The following is a 20,173-nucleotide window of genomic DNA, read 5'->3' as shown; positions in this document are numbered from 1 at the left end:
TCCTAATTGTATTCTTACCTTTGCAGTCGTTAAAAACTCATTAAACTCCAATGCTTATACTGATTCTTTACTTTTTTATTGCTATTGTTGCTATTCAAATTGCGTATTATTTAGGTGTTTTCGGGAAATTTGCTTTCGCCAAAGCACAAAAAATAACACCCAAAAAAATAGCTGTTTCGGTTATCGTTTGTGCTAAAAATGAAGAAGAAAATGTGGCTAAATATGTTCCGCTGCTAGCTGAGCAAAATTACCCTGATTTTGAGATCGTTCTCATCGATGATGCATCGAGCGATAATACATTAGAACTTTTTGAAGCATTCGAACAACAATATTCTAACATTCGTCTCGTTAAGGTACAAAACAACGAAGCGTTTTGGGGAAATAAAAAATATGCACTGACTTTAGGTATCAAAGCTGCCAAAAAGGAATATTTGCTTTTCACTGACGCCGATTGTTTTCCAACATCTAAAGATTGGATTACCGCTATGAGTTCACAATTTACATTACACAAAACAATTGTTTTAGGCTATGGAGGCTATGAAAAAATTGCCAATTCCTTCCTGAATAAAATCATTCGTTTTGAAACAGTGCTTACTGCGGTTCAATATTTTTCCTGGGCTAAAGCCGGACATCCTTATATGGGTGTAGGGCGGAATTTAGCCTATAAAAAAGAAGAATTCTTTAATGTAAACGGTTTTATCAATCACATTCAGGTGCGTTCAGGCGATGACGATTTGTTTATCAACGAAGCGGCTAACGGGAAAAACACTACTATAGCCTACGCCCCGGAGAGTTTCACCTATTCAGCACCAAAAACCACTTACAAAAACTGGTTTACCCAAAAAAGAAGACATGTAGCTACGGCAAAACATTATAAAACAATCGATCAGTTCCAATTGGGCTTATTTTTCAGTTCGCAGCTGTTATTTATTATCCTGGCAGCCATTTTACTGGCGTTTCAGTTTCAATGGATTTTAGTGTTAAGTCTGGTTGGACTAAGGTATTTATGTGCGTGGATTACTATCGGTTTTTCGGCTGGAAAATTAAAAGAAAAAGACCTTAAATTTTGGTTTCCAATAGTCGAAATAGCACTTGTTTTCACACAACTGAATGTGTTTTTTACTAATATTTTTTCAAAACCGGTCAATTGGAAATAAGCAATCAAATAGAAAAAGCAAAACAAGGAGACCAGACGGCCTTTACTTTTCTGTTGAATCATTATTGGAGTGAAGTTTACGGATTCATGCTCAAACGCACCGAAAACGAAACTAACGCTGAAGACATTACCATTGAAACGTTTTCAAAAGCATTTGACAAAATAGCAACTTATAACCCCGAATTTCAGTTCAATACCTGGCTCATTACCATTGCTAAGAATGTGTATATTGATATGCTTCGCAAAAGAAAATCCAGTCTTTTTGTAGAAATCACTGAGCAGGAAGACCAGAAGGCGTACAATATTGCCGATACTACCCCATCAAAAGAAGACGAATTAATTACCGAGCAAAACCTGTCGCAATTACTGCAATACATCAAAGAACTGAAACCGCATTATCAGGAAGTCATCCAGCTGCGTTATTTTCAGGAAATGAGTTATCAGGAAATAGCCAATAAAATTGACGAACCCCTCAACAACGTCAAAGTAAAACTACTAAGAGCCAAGAAACTTTTGGCTGAGATTATTCATACTAAGCGATAGTTTTTTTACCATTAAGGGATTAAGTTATATTAAGGTTTTCTTTTAGTATAGTTGTAAAAAACATTGTTACTTCTTTTAGCATGTAAGAAATATTTTTATTTTTGTATTGCGCTATAAAAAAATATACGCATCAATTCAAACAAAAACATGCGTATAACATACTATTTTAGAACAAAACAGGTCAGTTTTATACCTGTATAAACTAGTTAGTTGCTATTACATAATCATGATATGAAAATAAACAACATAATCATCCATAATTTTAAGAGATTTACTCATCTTGAAATCAAAGATATTCCAGAGCAGACGAGGTTAGTTCTGCTTGTGGGCCCTAATGGATCTGGAAAATCGTCGTTATTAGAGGCTTTTAACCATTGGTATCGCTATAAAGGATTTACACAAACTGGCGACAAAGACTATCTGGAAAAGAAAGGAGCGATTTCTGAAGGAAATTACTGGTATGATAACAAAGTGCAAATTGAATTTCACGATATTGAAGAGATTACTAAGGACGAAATTAAAGGAAAGTTTTACTTTAGGACAGCATATAGGAATGAACCTGATTTTAAAATTAGCGAACTTAAAAATCAAAACAACCCAACCGAAAATCCAAAACTCGCTAAATTAAATATTAACGACGTTACCGTGTCAGAAAATTATCATCGATTAATTTCTCAAACGCTTGAGGGAGTTTTTAATTATAAGAATGACTCCAAATCCGTTCAACAATTCCGAGATGAAATGATTGGTAATATTAGAAGTTCATTACAGCGCATTTTTGAGGATTTGAATCTTAGCTCTATCGGCGACCCTTTATCAGATGGTAGTTTTTATTTTGAAAAAGGCAATGCGAAAGATTTTCACTATAAAAACTTGTCCGCTGGAGAAAAATCGGTGTTCGATTTAGTACTAGATCTAATTATAAAAACCAAATATTTTCCTGAGGCAATTTTTTGTATCGATGAACCAGAGGCACACATGCACACCAGATTGCAAGCAAAATTGCTTAAAGAATTAGTTCGGCTTCTTCCGGAAAAATCTCAATTATGGATAAGCACTCATTCGATTGGCATGCTAAATCAAGCAGAAGAAATTGAAAAAGAAAACCCAGGAAGTGTTGTGTTTTTAAACTTCGACAATCTTGACTTTGATGTTTCACAAATCATTAAACCCTCTAAAATAAACAAGTCAATCTAGGACAAATTTTTTGAGTTGGCATTAGCTGATTTTTCAAAACTTATCGCCCCTGAAACTTTAGTCTTTTGTGAGGGTGCATCTCAAGGAAGAAAAATTAAAAATTTTGATGCGCAAGTTTTCTCAAATATTTTTGAAGACAAATATCCCTTAACAAGATTTGTGTCAGTTGGTTCGTGTAATGAGATTGAAAATATAGAAAATCAATCTATTAATATTGTTTCGTCAATTTTAAAATCATCAAAAATTATTAAAGTTGTTGATCGAGATGGGAAAAGTGAAAGAGAAATTAAAGAGTTAGCATCTTTGGGTATCAAAACTCTAAAGCGAAGGCATATTGAGAGCTATCTACTAGATGATGAAATTATTGAACTGCTTTGTGATTCAAACTGGGAAAACGAAAAGCTTGAAGAATGTTTGTTAGCGAAACAAACAGCTATCAACGCAAGTGTAAAACGTAAAAATCCAAGTGACGATATTAAATCTGCTAGCGGAGATATTGTTGTAGCTCTAAAGAGAATTTTAGATATTAAAGACGGAGGCAATAACACTAATAGTTTCTTAAGAGATACAATGTGTCCACTCATAACGGAAAAAACAAAAACTTTCAAAGAGTTAGAATTAGAAATATTTCATTAATAAGCAACAGCAACTAACCGCCTTTAACCGCAAACCCGACCGCGGAGATATATCAACACAGCGTTAGCGCAGAATTGCATTCTGTGCCCGCAACAATAAGCAAATAACGCAAACAAAATACTTTGTGGAGTTACCGGATGAGATTCCTCGTTCCTCGCAATGAACAGGATTGCGTTAAAGGCGGAAATATTTTCCCTAACCAAACCAATTAACGAATATCCCTAACTTTTAAAAATCATAGATACGCCTACTAAAACTATAGATGAGCATATAAAAACCAAAGGCATGCCTACATAAAACATAGGCGATGCCTTCAAAACAGTAAGCACGCCATACTAAAACTATAGCCCGCCTACCAAAAACATAGGCAGTACCTTCAAAAATAGAAGGCGTGCCAACCAAATTTACAGCCACGCTTGGCTAAACTATAGGCAATGCTTTTAAAAACAACACCCAAGCCCTGCTATTAGCATGGCGCAGCTGGTTGATAGTATAAATTTGCAATCAATCGCCACAGTGACAATCTCATTTATTCTTAGACTCCGGCAACTAAATTTAAAATTATTCTAAATTATTTAAAAGAACCGTACAGAAATTACATCTAAATTTTGTACCTTAATCGTTCTAAATAAAAATACCACATACGCATACGATTTAACTGAAACCTTTAACCATTAAATCTATATCTTATGTCACAACACAGTCTTTATGAAAGCAACTGGATTAATCTGGTTTTCGAAAACAGAAACAAAGAGTACGGTGCATTCCAACTGCGTCAGCAAACCACCAGAACTTCTTTTAATGCCCTTTTTATTGGTGTTTTAGTGTGCGCTACACTAATCATTTTACCCAATTTACTGCTTCACCCAAAACACATTGAGGCTGACACCACAACTGACTGGACAGAAACTATTATTCAGCTGCAGGACATTTATCACGCAGAAGAACAGGCTGCCGCTGCTCCTGCACTTCCTGAAATTCAGCAACAAGCTCCCACTGAAGCAATCGAAACCAGACAATTAATTGACCCGATAGTGGTAAGTACCTCAGAAGCTCCCGCTGATGTTGAATATACCTTAGAAAAAAGCAATCCTATAGACACCACTAAGGACGGAGTGAATGCTACAGGACTATCCGCAGGTACCGGAGAAGGTGTCCTAAATGGAAGCAGCGAAGGTGCCGGTATTGGTACAGGAACCTCAAATTCTAATGGGAACGAACTCATTATTAACGAAGTCTTGGATAAAAAACCACAGTTTCCGGGAGGAATTGAAAAATTCTACCGTTATGTGGGAAATAATTTCAGAAGCCCCATGCTGGACGAAACTAAAAACGTACGCATCTTTGTTTCTTTTGTAGTAGAAAAAGACGGAAGTATGAGCAATATAAAAGTACTTAATAAACCTGGGCAGGGGTTAGAAAAAGAAGCTATTCGCGTGTTACAATCTATAAAAACCAAATGGTCTCCTGGGATATTGAATGCAAAACCGGTAAGAACCGCTTATAATTTACCTATTGTGGTACAAATTAATTAAATCCATACCCGTTGGGTGTAATTATCAAAAACGTCAATTCGAGTGTTTTTTGCGTAATGAAATGGAGTAAAAAATATATCGGGAATCGTTTTTGATAATAATTTTTCTTGTTCTCGATACAATTTTCTATCTAAAATTACTCGAACTGACGAAAAATTATTATCAAAAACTAATTACACCCAACGGGTTAAGCTATTTATTTTAATATAAATTCAAAGCAGCTCGAAAGGCTGCTTTTTTTTGTCCTATTTCTTTTAGAATAGCAAATATGATTTTAATTTTATAACAAATCCGGCTAAAAGCTTCACCAATTAAAACACTGCATTTTAAATCAAGTTTCCGTATCTTTGTAACCTTAAAATTGATTTATGGAAACTGTTTTAGATACTACTACACCGGTTGCTACTCCAGCCACAGCCAAACCAAAATGGTTAAAAGTAAAACTACCAATTGGGAAAAAATATACAGAACTTCGCGGCTTAGTTGATAAATACAGCCTCAACACTATTTGTACTTCCGGAAGTTGCCCTAATATGGGTGAATGCTGGGGCGAAGGAACTGCTACTTTTATGATTCTGGGCAATACCTGTACGCGCTCCTGCGGTTTTTGCGGTGTAAAAACAGGCCGCCCTGAAACAGTTGACTGGGATGAACCTGAAAAAGTAGCCCGTTCCATCAAAATCATGAATATTAAGCATGCCGTGATTACCAGTGTAGACAGAGACGACCTGAAAGATGGTGGTTCTATTATCTGGATAGAAACGGTAAAAGCCATTCGCAGAATGAACCCTACAACGACTCTTGAAACCTTAATTCCTGATTTTCAGGGAATCGAAAGAAACATAGACCGTATTGTTGCCGCTAATCCTGAAGTGGTTTCACATAATATGGAAACCGTTCGCCGACTGACCCGTGAAGTACGCATTCAGGCGAAATACGACCGAAGCTTAGAAGTATTGCGTTATTTAAAAGAAAAAGGAATCAACAGAACCAAATCCGGAATTATGTTAGGATTAGGTGAAGAGGAAGAAGAAGTATTCCAAACCATGAGAGACCTTCGCGCTGCGAATGTTGATGTAGTGACTCTGGGGCAATACCTGCAACCCAGTAAAAAACATTTGCCCGTTAAGGAATTTATCACTCCGGAACAATTTGCTAAATACGAGCAATTTGGTCTGGAATTAGGTTTCCGTCATGTAGAAAGTGGACCATTAGTCCGTTCTTCTTACAAAGCACAAAAACACATATTATAATAAAGTTCATTTGGTTATTCGCTTATTTGGGTAACGATTAACCAAATAAACGAATAACCAAATAAACAACATAATTGAAAACAAGAATTGCCATCAATGGTTTTGGTCGGATTGGCCGAAACCTTTTTCGCCTGTTATTAAACCATCCTGAAATAGAAGTCGTAGCCATAAATGACATTGCCGATACAAAAACTATGGCTCATTTAATCAAATATGACAGCATTCATGGTGTTTTGCCCCAGACGGTAATTGCCGATGAAAAAGGATTTAGTATTGATGGAATACATTATTTATTTTTCCACGAAAAAAGTATTTCCAATCTTAACTGGAAAGATTTAGATATTGATTTTGTTATTGAATCTACCGGAAAATACAAAACTCATGAAGATTTAAACCAGCATATTATTGCTGGAGCAAAGAAAGTTATTCTTTCGGCTCCTTCAGAAGTAGACACTATTAAAACAGTGGTTTTAGGTGTCAACGAACATATCCTGGACGGAACCGAAAAAATCATCTCTAACGCGAGCTGCACGACTAACAATGCCGCTCCGATGATTAAAATAATCGATCAGCTTTGCGGAATTGAACAAGCCTATATTACTACAATTCACTCTTTTACCACTGACCAGAGCTTACACGACCAGCCACACAAGGATTTACGAAGAGCCAGAGGTGCCAGCCAGTCTATTGTTCCAACAACTACAGGAGCAGCTAAGGCATTAACAAAAATTTTTCCTATCTTAGAGGGCAAAATTGGAGGATGTGGTATACGTGTTCCTGTTCCCGATGGCTCGCTCACCGACATTACTTTTAATGTAAAAACAGCGGTTTCCATTGCTGAAATTAACGAAGCTTTTAAATTAGCTTCGCAAAATGAACTTAAAGGAATACTCGATTACACCGAAGATCCAATCGTATCTGTAGATATTATAGGAAATAGAAATTCCTGTTTATTTGATGCACAGCTAACTTCTGTTATAGACAAAATGGTAAAAGTAGTGGGCTGGTATGATAACGAAATTGGATATTCATCACGTCTGATTGATTTAATACTGTTGACCAAACCCTAAGCGACTAAATGAAATTAAAAATCAAATTTTACCTGATTTTATTTATTTTATTTAATGTTTGTCTGTATGCTCAAAAAGAAGTAACAGACAGCATTAGCTATTACAACAACCAGGCTAATATTAATATCAAAACCAACCAGTATAAAGATGTTTTGCTGTATACGCAAAAAGCTATAAATTATGCTCAGGAGCATTCTAAAATAAAAGAACAGGCTGCTCAGACAGCTAAACTGGGACGATTGTATTACAGCCTGAAAAAATATGATGATGCTATTGAAAAACTAACCGAAAGCATCAACTTATTTAAGACCATCACCCCATCAGCAGAATATGCTGAAGCCTACTATTTCCTGGGATTGGCTTATATTAATAAAAATAATTTTAGTGCCGCAGAAATTTGCATCAACAAAACAGCTGCTATTTCCAAAGCATTTGAAATTACCGGGAACAATGAATTAATACGACTTCAAAAAGCTATTATCTACAGAGCCAATCAAAAATACGATAAAGCTGCAGCTATCTTAAACAGTATCATTTCGAAACCGGACAAACCTGAAATTTCAGATACTAAAGCCGAAGCTTTATACCAGATGGGACTGATTGAAGAGCACAACAACCGAAATAATCTGGCTTTAAACTACTTTAACAAAGCCTTAAACTTAAATGCGAAAAACCAAAATTTAGATCAAAAATCAAATATCTTACTGGCTATTAGTTTAGTTTACGAAAAAATGCTCGATAAAAGTAATGCATATGCTTTTCTAAAACTACACCTTAATTTAAAAGAAAGTATTGCAATAGCTACCAATGAAAAATTAGGTATAAATGATTATGAAGCATTTAAAGAAAAACAAAGAGAACAAAACTTAATCCGTTTAAACAAAGAGAAACAGGAAGAACAAAAAACCAAAAATTTCTCAAGACTAATTAACTATTTATCCATTGCATTAATAGTGATTTTATCACTGCTAAGTTTTTCTCTTTATAGAAATAACATTATCCGAAAAAAATCAAACCAACTGCTAACCGAAAAAAACAATGAGCTGATAAAAGCCAAAGAAAAAGCAGAAAAAGCTTCGAATGCACGTGCCGATTTTTTATCTATTGTAAGTCATGAATTAAGAACTCCGCTAAACGCAATCAATGGAATTACTCATTTATTACTGGAAGAAAATCCTAAAAAATCGCAGCTGCATTATCTTGGCTCTTTACAATATTCCGGCAATTACCTGACTGCTTTCATCAATGATATTTTAGAAATTAACAAAATTGACTCTAACAAAATAGAATTAGAGCACATTGATTTTGACATAAAGCAACTGCTGGAAGATCTTCAAAATTCCCTGATGGAATTAGCCACAAAAAACAAAAATACTTTTATACTTGACATTGACCCGGATATCCCAAATAATCTGATAGGTGACCCTATTAAATTATCTCAGATATTTATGAATTTAATCAATAATGCATTAAAATTTACTAAAAACGGAAAAGTAAGTATTACAGGAAAACTACAGTCTGTTCAGGATACAAAAGCGGTACTGTTTTTTGAAATAAGAGATACAGGAATTGGAATTCCCGAAGAAAAATTAAAAACTGTTTTTGATAGTTTTTCTCAGGGGTCGACAGAAATCAACAGAAAATATGGCGGAACCGGTTTAGGACTGACTATTGTAAAAAAACTTTTAAACGTACTGGGAAGTGAAATTCATCTTAAAAGTACCTTGGGCGAAGGTTCTGTTTTTTCATTTGGATTAACTTTAGCCATCAACAATAATCAAACTCCGATAGAACCAAAACAACAAATTTCATTTGATATTTCCCTAATAAAAGGCAAAAAGATCTTAGTTGTTGAAGACAACAAAATAAACCAAATGATTACTAAAAGAATGCTTGAAAATAAGGAAATCATTTGTGAAATCATCGATAATGGTGAAGAAGCCATAGAAGCGGTGAAAAAAAACAACTATGATTTAGTTCTTATGGACGTCCATTTGCCGGGCATAAACGGTACAATAGCCACTCAGGCAATCAGAAAATTCAACAGTATAACACCTATTATTGCCATGACAGCTATTTCACTAAATGAAAACAGAGCTATGCTTCTTTCTTATGGAATGAATGATGTCATCACAAAGCCTTTTATTCCAAATGATTTTTACATTTTGCTTTGTAAATATCTTGCTGATTAATAGTTCAAAATAAGCTCTTTAATTAATTTTCGGACTTTAGGTTCTGCTTTTCTGGCAGCTTCCAAAACCTCATCATGTGAAATAGTATCGATACTTTCTTCATTACCCATATCGGTAATTACTGAAATGCCAAAAGTTTCTAAATCCATATGACGCGCTACAATAACTTCGGGAACAGTAGACATTCCTACACAATCGGCACCCAGAATTTTTACCATTTTATATTCGGCTAAGGTTTCAAATGTTGGTCCCTGTAATCCCAGATAGATTCCGTCTTTTACCTCAATATTATTTTTTTGTGCCAATTCTTTAGCCACAGCTATCATTTTTTTCGAATAAGGTTCGCTCATGTTAACGAATCTTGGTCCAAAACGCTCGTCATTTTTTCCACGCAACGGATGTTCAGGAACCATATTAATATGATCATTTATAAGAACAATATCCCCTACTTTATAATTCGGATTCACTCCGCCCGAAGCATTAGAAATAATCAATTTTTGAACTCCTAAATATTTCATGACACGAACCGGAAAAGTAACTTCCTGCATCGAATAGCCTTCGTAATAATGAAAACGACCTTGCATGGCCACTACTTTTTTAGTGCCTATGGTTCCAAAAATCAAAGCTCCCTTATGTCCTTGAACCGTAGAAACAGGAAAATTAGGAATATCAGGATAAGGCAAACTAAATTCAATTTGAATATCATCCGTAAAATTACCTAAACCCGAACCTAAAATCACTCCATATTCTGGGGTAAAATTCATTTTATCTTGGATATAACTAACGGTTTGCTGTACTAGTTCCCACATAATTTTTTATCTTTTTATCAAATTGATCTGCCGCCGACAGAAACGAACTTTGTATGGGTAAGTAAAAAAGCTGTTCGTCAGGCAAACTTCCTTTGAGTCTTACATAGTCTTTTTCGGTAGTAATGATAATACTGTCTTTTGCCTTAAGGATAATTTCCTGAATATCATTCTCCGAAAAATGATGATGATCCGGATAAGTAAGACAAACATCATCTGCATTTTTTAAATAAGAGAAAAAAGGTTCGGGCTTAGCAATTCCTGCCAAAAGCAATTTATTCTCCTGCGCAATCTCGTTAACAGTAATTTTACTGTTTTCAGAATAAATGTAATTATCATAAGAGATACAGCTAAAATAAACCTTTTGATTATTCGTTAATTTTAGCCTCTTTTTTATAAAAAGTTGTTCTGATTCAGAAAGATTTGGTGGACATTTGGTCACTACAATTATATCGGCTCTTTGAGCACCACTCCTGCTTTCACGCAAATTGCCTGTTGGCAACATAAAATCATCAGCATAGATATCGCCATAAGCAGTCAGTAAAATATAAAATCCCGCTTTTACTTTTCGGTGTTGATACGCATCATCGAGTAAAATAACTTCTGGTTTTTCTGCCTGTCCTAATAATTGTTCAATACCATTTTTACGATTCGCATCAACAGCCACTTGGATATTGGGGAACTTTTGAAAAAACTGAAAAGGCTCGTCGCCTAAGATTTCTGCATTCTCATTGGCATCAGCCAGAACAAATCCTTCTGATTTTCTTTTATATCCACGACTCAAAGTAGCTACTTTATATTTTGGCGAAAGCAAACGAATTAAGTATTCTATCTGAGGCGTTTTACCCGTTCCGCCTACACTGAGATTACCCACAGCAATTACAGGCAAATCAAACGAGTAAGATTTCAAAACTCCTTTATCAAAAAGAAAATTCCGAATACTGGTAATCCAACCATATAAAACAGCAAACGGAAAAAGTATTTTTCGAAGTACATTCATACTACGAAAGTATATTTTTTATTTTAAAGTTGATTTGTTTATTCGTTAATTTGTTTATCCGAAAATATCCAAAAATGACAATCAAAGAAATAATTTCCGTACTGGAAGAAATGGCACCACTGGCTTATGCCGAAGATTTTGACAATGTAGGCTTACTTGTAGGCGATGCTAAAACTAAAGCAACCGGAGTTTTAGTTTGCCATGATGCGCTGGAAAATGTTATAGACGAAGCGATTGCTAAGCAATGTAATTTGGTGGTTTGCTTCCATCCTATTTTATTCTCGGGTCTAAAGAAAATAACCGGCAAAAATTATGTAGAACGTGCCATTATCAAGGCTATCAAAAATGATATTGCCATCTATGCGGTTCATACGGCTTTGGATAATCATCAATACGGAGTGAACAAAATTTTCTGTGATGCCTTAGGTTTAACCAACACTAAAATATTGATTCCAAAACAAAGTTTTATTCGAAAATTAATCACTTATACCATACCTGAAAACGCTGAAAAACTGCGTAATGCTTTATTTAATGCCGGAGCAGGAAAAATAGGCAACTACGAAGATTGCAGTTTTAATTCGAAAGGAATTGGAACCTACATGGGCAATGAAAACAGCAATCCTGAAATTGGAGAGCGTTTTGAATTTGTAGAAAGTGAGGAAATCAAAATCGAAGTTACTTTTGAAAAATATTTAGAATCTAAAATTTTAAAAGCCCTTTTTAAAAACCATGTGTACGAAGAAGTCGCTTATGAAATTTATGATTTACAAAATATGCATCAGAATATAGGTTTAGGAATGACAGGCGAATTAGAAAATCCGATGCCAGAAAAAGATTTTTTACTGCTAGTAAAAGACAAAATGCAGGCTGATGGAATTCGTCATTCAGCCTTTACAGGAAAAAAGATAAAAAAAGTGGCCGTTCTGGGAGGTTCGGGAAGTTATGCTATAAAAAATGCGATTCAGGCGGGAGCCGATGTTTTTTTAACCGCTGATTTAAAATATCACCAATTTTATGAGGCCGAAAACAGCTTACTTTTGGCAGATATTGGACATTTTGAATCAGAACGTTATACAAAAAATTATATTGTTGATTTTCTTAGAAAAAAAATCCTTAATTTTGCAATCATTTTATCTGAAGAAAATACAAATCCAGTTAAGTACTTATAGAATATGACTAATACAAAAGAATTAAGTGTTGAGGACAAGTTAAGAGCCATCTACGATTTACAATTGATTGACTCAAGAATTGACGAAATTAGAAACGTAAGAGGAGAACTTCCTCTTGAAGTGGAAGATTTAGAAGATGAAGTTGCCGGGTTAAGCACACGTTCTGAAAAATTGAAAAGTGAGCTTGAAGTAATCGAAGAGCAAATTAAAGCTAAAAAAAATAGTATTGAAGACCACAAAGAGGCTATCAAAAAATATACTAAACAACAAGAAACTGTTCGTAACAACCGTGAATTCAACTCTTTAACTAAAGAAGTAGAATTCCAGGAACTTGAAATTCAATTGGCTGAAAAGCAAATGAAAGAAATGAAAGCTTCTATCGAACACAAAAAAGAGATTATTGCTCAATCTAAAGAAAAATTAGAATTGAAATCGAATCACTTAAAGCACAAAAAATTAGAGTTAGATGATATCATGGCAGAAACTGCTAAAGAAGAAGAATTCTTAACTCAAAAATCTATCGAATTCCAAGAGCAAATCGAAGAAAGATTGTTAGCAGCTTACAAAAGAATTCGCTCTAGTGTACGTAACGGATTAGCAGTAGTTTCTATCGAAAGAGGTGCTTCTGCAGGTTCATTCTTTACCATTCCTCCGCAAACACAAGTTGAAATTGCTTCCAGAAAAAAAATCATCATTGATGAGCATTCCGGAAGAATTTTAGTTGACAGTAGTTTAGCTGAAGAAGAAAAAGAAAAAATGGAAAACTTATTCGCAAGTATTTAATTATATTTAAGTCCCGATTTACCATCGGGACTTTTTTATTATGAAAAAAATCGTTTATTATCTTTTTACAAAATCCATTGGTTTCTACATCAATGTGCTTAGTTTTATTTTCCCCGAAAAAGCGAATCAGATTGCCTATGACTTATTTAGTCAGCCTCGTGATGGAAGATTGACAAAAGATAATTTACCTCCTGTCCTGCTTGAAGCCGATAAAGAAATTTACAAACATGAAGGTGAATATTTCCAGACCTATACCTGGAAAGGGAATGAAAATAATATTCTTTTAGTTCATGGCTGGGAGAGCAATGCTTCCAGATGGGAAAAACTTCTTCCCTATTTAAAAAAATCAGGCAGTACCATTATTGCTATTGATGCTCCGGGACACGGATTATCCAGCGGAAAAGAATTCAACATTCCGCAATATGCCGCATTTATTGATATTATTGTACAAAAATTTCAGCCCAAATACCTTATTGGACACTCCTTAGGCGGAAAAACCTGTTTGTATTACCAGTCTACTTATCAAAACAGCAATTTTGAAAAGATGGTGATTCTAGGTTCTCCAAGTGATTTTAAAATTATTCTGAACAATTACATTAACTTACTGAGTCTGAATTCTAAAATTTCAAAAGGGCTTGAAAACCACTATCTGCGTCATTTTAACCTCCAATTAGATCATTTTTCCGGTAAATCATTTGCTTCTACAATAAAAACGAAAGGATTTATTGCACATGATACTGAAGATACTATAGTATTATTTGAAGAAGGAAAAAAAATTGCCAGCAGCTGGCAGGATGCCGTTTTTATCGAGACAAAAGGACTTGGACACAGTCTTCACGGAAAAGAATTGTACCAAAAAGTGTATCAATTTCTGTTTGAATAATTTATTCAGTATTCAAAATCTATGATAATTTCGAAAGAATTGCTTTTGAAATTACCATTGTCATTCCTATAGTTATTGCTATTGTTATTGTATTATTGCTTACTTTTGCTCTATGGAAGAAAATCTAAAACGTCTCAATAAATTCATCGCCGAAACCGGTTTTTGCTCCCGCCGTGAAGCCGATAAATACATCGAAGAAGGCCGCGTTACCATCAACGGCTCTGTTCCTGAATTGGGTACTAAAGTTTCCTCTGATGACGAAGTACGCATTGATGGTAAACTCATTCATGAGAAAAACGAAAAACACGTTTATCTGGCATTCAACAAACCGGTTGGAATTGAATGTACAACCAATTTAGAAGTTCGCAACAATATTGTAGATTATATTAATTATCCAAAACGAATTTTCCCTATTGGCCGATTAGACAAAGCTTCTGAAGGATTGATTTTCATGACTAATGACGGAGATATTGTCAACAAAATTCTGCGTGCCCGAAACAATCACGAAAAAGAATATACCGTAACGGTAAATAAACCTATTACCGACCGATTTATACAGCGAATGGGCAATGGTGTTCCTATTTTAGATACAGTTACAAGGAAATGTAAGGTAGAACAAATTTCAAAATATATTTTCAAAATTGTTCTGACTCAGGGTCTGAATCGACAGATTCGCAGAATGTGTGAATATCTGGGCTATGAAGTTACTGCACTGAAACGCATCCGCATTATCAACATCTCTCTTGATATTCCTGTGGGGCGCTACCGCGATTTAACCGATGCCGAAATCAAAGAATTAAATAAACTTATCGAACCTTCAAGTAAAACGGAAGAAGCCAGCTTACCCAAAACGGAAGCACCAAAACGACGAACGGAATTCATCAAAAAAGATGATCCAAGGTTTAGGAGAAAAAAAGATTCATAAAAAAATCCCATCTCATTTTTTAGTAAGAGATGGGATTTGTTTTTGCATTGCTAACTACATCTGTTTCTCTAAAATTTTCTTTAATTCTTCATTAGAATGCTGTCCAAGTTTAGGATTGATAACTTCGCCATTTTTACCTACTAATACATAATGTGGAATCCCGGAAACATTAAACTTTCCTGCCAAATAATTCCAATCATCAGTAGAAAGACGATAATGTTCTCCTTTTATTTCGGGGATCATCGCAGAATAGGTTTTCTCTGGCGAACTCTGATTAGTAAGATATACAAAGACAATATCTTTATCTTTCATCTCTTCTTTTAAGGTTTTGATTCGTTCAATTCCGGAACGACAAGGTCCACACCAGGTTGCCCAGAAATCTACATAAACTACTTTACCTTTATATTTTTTCATAATACCGGAAAATAATTCATCACCTTCTGTTTTAGGAGTTTCATTAAGCACATAACCCGTTTGTTTTTTATTAGCTTCTATTTTAGCTATCGTTTGCTTGTTGCATTTTTCAATATAATCAGCAATAAATGGTGTTTGTATAGATTGTTGTACACGGATTAAATCGCCATCCGACAAAGGAGTAAGTTGCGCTACAACATTATTACAAAGATCCTGAGACTTCATAATATCGGAAGCAAAACCTTCTTGAACATTAAATAATTCAGCTAATTTTTTGTTTCTGAAATTGGTTCTCATTTCAGAATATAAAAAATTAGTAATATCATTATGCTTCTTATAAAATTTATCAATCAATAGCCCCAAGTTCTTGTATTTTTCTAGCTTTTTCGCTGTTGGTGTTTTAGCTAACTTTCTTGATGTTTTTAAAAATTCCTGTTCTTCCTTAGAAATTGGAATATTATTTTTCAATAAATGCTTTTCTAAACTCTCAAAACTAAAAGACTCAACTTTAGCAATTTCTTTCAGTATTTTTTGGTGTTTAGTAACAAATGCTAACCTTATTTTGGCATATTTTGCGTCAAATGCTTTATGTTCCGGATCATTTTTTAAAATTTCCATTTGTTTCATATCATCTAAAAGCTGTTTCTCTTCATGGGTTAAAGTATAACCTCTTTTTTGAAGTTCATCGGCAATTTCAAAAACAGTTACACTAACACTATTTAAATGAACCAAATCTAAATATTGTAATCGATTAATAACATTTTGATAACTATGCGTCGAAATTACCGCTAATGGATTATTTACAAGCGGGTCTGTTAAAAAATCATAATAATCTGCTGTAAGGCTATCATTTTTTAGGCTGATTTCCCTTTGATTATTAGGTATTTTATTTTTTAATCTAAAAGCCGTTTCTTTATTGCGCTGGAAATTCATCATTTGAGCAATAGCATTGTATTCAATTTCTAATTTTGTAATTTGATAAACTTTAGCTCCAATTGTCTTAGTATTTCTTAAAGCCTCTAATGTTTCCAGCTTTTTACTTACTACATTCTTACAATAAGATTTATAAGTTTCCGGATTCATATCTAAAATATTACGCATTATATCTTCATAATCCGTTCGTCTCACTGTTTGGGCTTTTAACAATTCTACATTTAACTTAGCTGATTCGCCCATAAAAAGAGCCTCTCTGTCTCCAACTAAATGGAAGAGTGTTTTTCCGGGTTCTAAATATACAGAACCATTAAAAATTGAAGAACGTACCCAAACTTCGTGTGGATAGTACAATGGAAGTTTTATAGAGAAAAAACCATTATCATTAATTTTTGCTACAAAAGTATTTTGTGCTCCGGTAATAATATCATCAATATGAATCGCTATTGTTTTTACAGCGGCCTTAGCACTATAATTCTTAATATATCCGCTATATGTGGCTGAATCACTTTGTAAAATAGGCATTTCATAAACTATATCAGTGTTGTTTGATTTTTCTATTTCATTTTGAGATGTGTTAGTATAAGCAATTAGTGATTTTGGTGTTTCACCAATAAAATAGCTTCCTTCTTTTCCTTTTTTAACAAACAAAGTCACTTTTTGATCTTTATTTGTAAGACTTACAGAACCATTACCATTTTTCAAAGCTACTTTCTCATATTGCCACACCTTGCTTTTATAAATTATAGTATTATCATAAAATCCCATTTCCCAATTACCGTTATCAGCATTAAACCAGTTTCCTTCTAATTCTTTATTTATTCCTGACGGATTAGGTATATCCTGTAATGCAATGTCATATATAAACCAGTTTCCGCCATCATTCGCTTCACCGTATTCCATCTTTTTAACTGAATAATCTAACTTCCCAAAAATCAATTTGTAATTTAAAACGCCAGATTCCGGAACGAAGTTTCCACTTTTCATCGAAACGCCTTCGGCACTTTTTACAAATATTTTTTCTTCTTTCGCTACATCTTTGATATAAGTTTGTTTAGGAATGGTAAATTTAAATCCTGGATACTGAGTAATTTCAAATGAAACTATTGTTGTAGAATCTCTCATTTCAATTTTATGAATTGATAAATAAGGTACGGCAGAAAATCCGGTTTTAGGGTTTTCAATTGTTTTTTGTGCAAAAACAAGGCTACTTACAAGTAGCATGAATTGAAGAAAGCTATTTTTCATAATTTATTGGTTTTTAACAGATTCGCAACTTACAAAGATTTATCTTACATAGCATCCTGCTCTATAGGTTTTTTAGAAATAATTATAAAAAAACAATTAATTAACCTTTTCTTCGAATTTTAGTAAACTTCATTCTATACTAAGCATATAATTTTGCTATTGAAATTAACCTGCCACAATTGAAATTCTCAATACCCAACATTCGCGATTTCAGAATCCAGATTTTCCTGTCCTTCTCTGTAATGATAGTTTTAATTTTAATTTGGTTTCTGCTTTATCTCACAATTGATCGAAAAATTGACAACCTCAATGATTTTAGTTATAAATCCTATAGGGTTTCTCAGGATTTTAGTGCGAATATCAAACGTTTCCAAACGTTTCTATTATATGGTTACAAACAGGAAGATTTCTATGTAAACCATAGCCAGAAAGACCTTAAAGAATATATTTCGAATTTAAAAGAACAAAAAGCCGAAATAAATTTACTTTTCAAACAATCTAAAGAACTTCATATTGCTATCAATGAAAAAAGGATGTTTAGTCTTTTTGACAAAATTGATTCTCTTATTTCTGATGTGAATTTATACAAAAGAATAGCACTTGTACGGGGTTTTAAAGATTATGGAATTGAAGGTAAAATGCGTGAAAAAGCGCATTCATTAGAACAACAAAAAACACTTAAATCAGCTGTTATCTTACAATTAAGACGTCATGAAAAGGATTATTTAATGCGTAATGAAACTACTTATATAGAAAGTTTTAAAAAATTATATCAGCATACAATTACATCTGGAAAAACAAACAGCAATACCAAACAAACCTTAACAGCTTACAAAAACTATTTTGAAAAATTAGTATCGCTAAGCAGCAAGCTGGGCCATACACAAAACCAGGGTTTAAATGGTGAAATTAATCAACTGAACGAAGAAATTGAAACTTTATTCATTGAAATTATAAGTTTTAATGAAAAACAAATTAATCATTTAAAAGCTAATTTATTTTACTTTCAACTTGGACAAAGCCTACTGATGATTGCCATTGCATTATTCTTATGTGTTTATATTTCTAAATATTTCACTAAAGATATTCAGTTACTTTCATTAGACATGTCTAATTTTATATTATCTAATTTCAAAAACACAGGTCCAAATTTAAACTATAAATCATCTATCAAAGAGATTGATTATTTGCTGAATAGCTATTCTATTTTAAAAGAAAAACTAACCGAAAATGTAATTTCTCTCGAGAAAAATACAGAAGCAGCCAATAATACAGCTAAATTTAAGACGCAGTTTTTAGCTAATATGAGTCACGAAATCCGTTCCCCGCTAAATGGTGTTATAGGCATGCTGAATATTCTTAAAACAAGTCCGTTGAATACAGATCAGTCTGAATATATTGAAATTGCTGAGCACAGCGCTAACCATTTATTGGGTATCGTCAATATGATTCTGGATCATTCTAAAATGGAAGCAGGAAAACTAAAACTGGAAAAAAATCCTGTTCATCTCAAAAAAGAATTATCTAAATTAATCCGTTTATTTGAGTACCGTATCAAAGACAAAAACATAGCCTTACATTTCGAATTTGATGAGGCAATTGAAAATAATATTTTATGTGATAATTTAAGATTGCAGCAAGTATTGATTAACCTTTTGGATAATGCCATCAAATTTACAGCTGTTGGCGATGTAAAACTCGAAGTACGATACATTAAAAGAAAAGAAAATATCCAATATTTAAATTTCCGCATAATGGATTCGGGAATAGGGATTGATGTCAATAAAACTGAACAACTGCTGTTAGCTTTTGAACAAGCTGATTTAACAACTACCCGAAAATACGGAGGGACAGGACTCGGTTTAACCATTTCCAACCAATTGATCCTTTTAATGGGAGGTTCAAAATTAAATATTATAGCATTAGAAGAAGGCGGTTCAAGCTTTAGTTTTGACATTCCTTTTCAATTAAATTCAGCCTTAGCTGTGGTAGAAAATCAAAATGACAGCTTTGTATGTAATAATAAAAAAACTGTCAACAAAGCCTTGATTGTAGAGGATAACTTAATCAATCAAAAGGTATTACGAAAACTTTTAGAAAAAATAAATATATCGGCTGACATAGCAAATAACGGATTTGAAGCTGTTTCTTTATTTGAAAAAAATGAATATAATATCATTTTCATGGATTTACATATGCCCGAAATGGATGGATTTGAAGCTACTAAACAAATCCATTCCTCAGTAAAATATAAATCGAAAAACATTCCAATCATCGCTGTAACCGCCAGCGCTTTTGAAGAAGATAAAATAAAAGCAATTTCAAAAGGCATGGATGATTTTATCACCAAACCAGTTGTTCTTAAAAATCTGGAAGAAACTATTGTAAAACAGATGCAATTACAGGAAAATTTGTAAAAAGCCCGGAATT

At 33.7% G+C, this 20,173-nt stretch carries 16 protein-coding genes; 13 read left to right on the top strand and 3 right to left on the bottom strand.

Features of this window, described 5'->3' with window-relative positions; all coding sequences use genetic code 11:
• The first annotated feature begins 50 nt into the window (after positions 1-50).
• The 8 genes from ABS764_RS08310 to ABS764_RS08275 all read left to right on the top strand — a co-directional run bounded on the left by ABS764_RS08310 (position 51) and on the right by ABS764_RS08275 (position 9,582).
• Entirely contained in the window at positions 51-1,157 is a 1,107-nt protein-coding gene (locus tag ABS764_RS08310; RefSeq protein WP_408081328.1) for a glycosyltransferase, read from the top strand.
• The gene (locus ABS764_RS08305; protein ID WP_408081327.1) at positions 1,148-1,699 is read left to right on the top strand and encodes an RNA polymerase sigma factor; all 552 of its coding nucleotides are present in this window, start codon (positions 1,148-1,150) and stop codon (positions 1,697-1,699) included. The genes ABS764_RS08310 and ABS764_RS08305 overlap by 10 nt, the downstream gene beginning before the upstream one ends.
• Before the next feature lie 231 nt (positions 1,700-1,930).
• Positions 1,931-2,896 carry an AAA family ATPase gene (locus ABS764_RS08300; RefSeq protein ID WP_408081326.1) on the top strand — a complete coding sequence of 322 codons (966 nt, stop codon included), beginning with the start codon at positions 1,931-1,933 and terminating at the stop codon, positions 2,894-2,896.
• Positions 2,897-2,911: 15 nt separating this feature from the next.
• Positions 2,912-3,532, top strand: coding sequence for a hypothetical protein (locus ABS764_RS08295; RefSeq protein WP_408081325.1), 621 nt, complete (start codon positions 2,912-2,914; stop codon positions 3,530-3,532).
• A 689-nt stretch (positions 3,533-4,221) separates the two neighbouring features.
• Positions 4,222-5,067, top strand: a complete 846-nt coding sequence (locus ABS764_RS08290; RefSeq protein ID WP_408081324.1) for an energy transducer TonB — start codon at positions 4,222-4,224, stop codon at positions 5,065-5,067.
• Between the two features lie 368 nt (positions 5,068-5,435).
• Positions 5,436-6,320 carry a lipoyl synthase gene (gene lipA / locus ABS764_RS08285; RefSeq protein WP_408081323.1) on the top strand — a complete coding sequence of 295 codons (885 nt, stop codon included), beginning with the start codon at positions 5,436-5,438 and terminating at the stop codon, positions 6,318-6,320.
• A 74-nt stretch (positions 6,321-6,394) separates the two neighbouring features.
• Positions 6,395-7,390 carry a type I glyceraldehyde-3-phosphate dehydrogenase gene (gap, locus tag ABS764_RS08280; RefSeq protein WP_408081322.1) on the top strand — a complete coding sequence of 332 codons (996 nt, stop codon included), beginning with the start codon at positions 6,395-6,397 and terminating at the stop codon, positions 7,388-7,390.
• An 8-nt stretch (positions 7,391-7,398) separates the two neighbouring features.
• Positions 7,399-9,582 carry a tetratricopeptide repeat-containing hybrid sensor histidine kinase/response regulator gene (locus ABS764_RS08275; protein ID WP_408081321.1) on the top strand — a complete coding sequence of 728 codons (2,184 nt, stop codon included), beginning with the start codon at positions 7,399-7,401 and terminating at the stop codon, positions 9,580-9,582.
• Here ABS764_RS08275 and ABS764_RS08270 read toward each other — a convergent pair.
• Together ABS764_RS08270 and lpxK are read right to left on the bottom strand one after the other, a co-directional pair.
• Positions 9,579-10,391, bottom strand: a complete 813-nt coding sequence (locus tag ABS764_RS08270) for a purine-nucleoside phosphorylase (protein WP_408081320.1) — start codon at positions 10,389-10,391, stop codon at positions 9,579-9,581. The two genes, ABS764_RS08275 and ABS764_RS08270, sit on opposite strands and share 4 nt — an antisense overlap.
• Positions 10,363-11,388: a tetraacyldisaccharide 4'-kinase gene (gene lpxK, locus ABS764_RS08265; RefSeq protein WP_408081319.1), complete on the bottom strand. Its 1,026-nt coding sequence runs from the start codon at positions 11,386-11,388 to the stop codon at positions 10,363-10,365. Before lpxK ends, ABS764_RS08270 begins: the two co-directional genes overlap by 29 nt.
• A 74-nt stretch (positions 11,389-11,462) precedes the next feature.
• Here lpxK and ABS764_RS08260 point away from each other — a divergent pair, with 74 nt between their 5' ends.
• The 4 genes from ABS764_RS08260 (at position 11,463) to rluF (ending at position 15,148) form a co-directional block, all read left to right on the top strand.
• Entirely contained in the window at positions 11,463-12,557 is a 1,095-nt protein-coding gene (locus tag ABS764_RS08260) for a Nif3-like dinuclear metal center hexameric protein (RefSeq protein WP_408081318.1), read from the top strand.
• 3 nt (positions 12,558-12,560) lie between these two features.
• Entirely contained in the window at positions 12,561-13,340 is a 780-nt protein-coding gene (locus ABS764_RS08255) for a zinc ribbon domain-containing protein (RefSeq protein ID WP_408081317.1), read from the top strand.
• A gap of 40 nt (positions 13,341-13,380) precedes the next feature.
• Positions 13,381-14,223, top strand: coding sequence for an alpha/beta fold hydrolase (locus tag ABS764_RS08250; RefSeq protein WP_408081316.1), 843 nt, complete (start codon positions 13,381-13,383; stop codon positions 14,221-14,223).
• 112 nt (positions 14,224-14,335) lie between these two features.
• Positions 14,336-15,148, top strand: coding sequence for a 23S rRNA pseudouridine(2604) synthase RluF (gene rluF / locus ABS764_RS08245; protein WP_408081315.1), 813 nt, complete (start codon positions 14,336-14,338; stop codon positions 15,146-15,148).
• Positions 15,149-15,202: 54 nt separating this feature from the next.
• Here rluF and ABS764_RS08240 read toward each other — a convergent pair whose 3' ends face one another.
• Complete coding sequence (locus ABS764_RS08240; RefSeq protein ID WP_408081314.1) at positions 15,203-17,743, bottom strand: TlpA family protein disulfide reductase; 2,541 nt, start codon at positions 17,741-17,743, stop codon at positions 15,203-15,205.
• A gap of 179 nt (positions 17,744-17,922) precedes the next feature.
• Between ABS764_RS08240 and ABS764_RS08235 the strand changes: the two genes are divergently transcribed.
• The gene (locus ABS764_RS08235; protein ID WP_408081313.1) at positions 17,923-20,160 is read left to right on the top strand and encodes a response regulator; all 2,238 of its coding nucleotides are present in this window, start codon (positions 17,923-17,925) and stop codon (positions 20,158-20,160) included.
• Positions 20,161-20,173: the final 13 nt, after the last annotated feature.

It is taken from the genome of Flavobacterium plantiphilum (assembly GCF_046000495.1).
GTDB lineage: Bacteria > Bacteroidota > Bacteroidia > Flavobacteriales > Flavobacteriaceae > Flavobacterium > Flavobacterium plantiphilum.
Note: the sequence above shows the minus strand (reverse complement) of the source record. Positions and strands in the feature narration are given on the sequence as shown.

Coding starts and splice junctions, on each gene's coding strand:
- ABS764_RS08250 (WP_408081316.1), top strand. CDS start 13,381: ATGAAAAAAATCGTTTATTATCTTTTTACAAAATCCATTGGTTTCTAC.
- ABS764_RS08260 (WP_408081318.1), top strand. CDS start 11,463: ATGACAATCAAAGAAATAATTTCCGTACTGGAAGAAATGGCACCACTG.
- lpxK (WP_408081319.1), bottom strand. CDS start 11,388: ATGAATGTACTTCGAAAAATACTTTTTCCGTTTGCTGTTTTATATGGT.
- ABS764_RS08255 (WP_408081317.1), top strand. CDS start 12,561: ATGACTAATACAAAAGAATTAAGTGTTGAGGACAAGTTAAGAGCCATC.
- ABS764_RS08270 (WP_408081320.1), bottom strand. CDS start 10,391: ATGTGGGAACTAGTACAGCAAACCGTTAGTTATATCCAAGATAAAATG.
- ABS764_RS08300 (WP_408081326.1), top strand. CDS start 1,931: ATGAAAATAAACAACATAATCATCCATAATTTTAAGAGATTTACTCAT.
- ABS764_RS08275 (WP_408081321.1), top strand. CDS start 7,399: ATGAAATTAAAAATCAAATTTTACCTGATTTTATTTATTTTATTTAAT.
- ABS764_RS08240 (WP_408081314.1), bottom strand. CDS start 17,743: ATGAAAAATAGCTTTCTTCAATTCATGCTACTTGTAAGTAGCCTTGTT.
- rluF (WP_408081315.1), top strand. CDS start 14,336: ATGGAAGAAAATCTAAAACGTCTCAATAAATTCATCGCCGAAACCGGT.
- ABS764_RS08310 (WP_408081328.1), top strand. CDS start 51: ATGCTTATACTGATTCTTTACTTTTTTATTGCTATTGTTGCTATTCAA.
- ABS764_RS08290 (WP_408081324.1), top strand. CDS start 4,222: ATGTCACAACACAGTCTTTATGAAAGCAACTGGATTAATCTGGTTTTC.
- lipA (WP_408081323.1), top strand. CDS start 5,436: ATGGAAACTGTTTTAGATACTACTACACCGGTTGCTACTCCAGCCACA.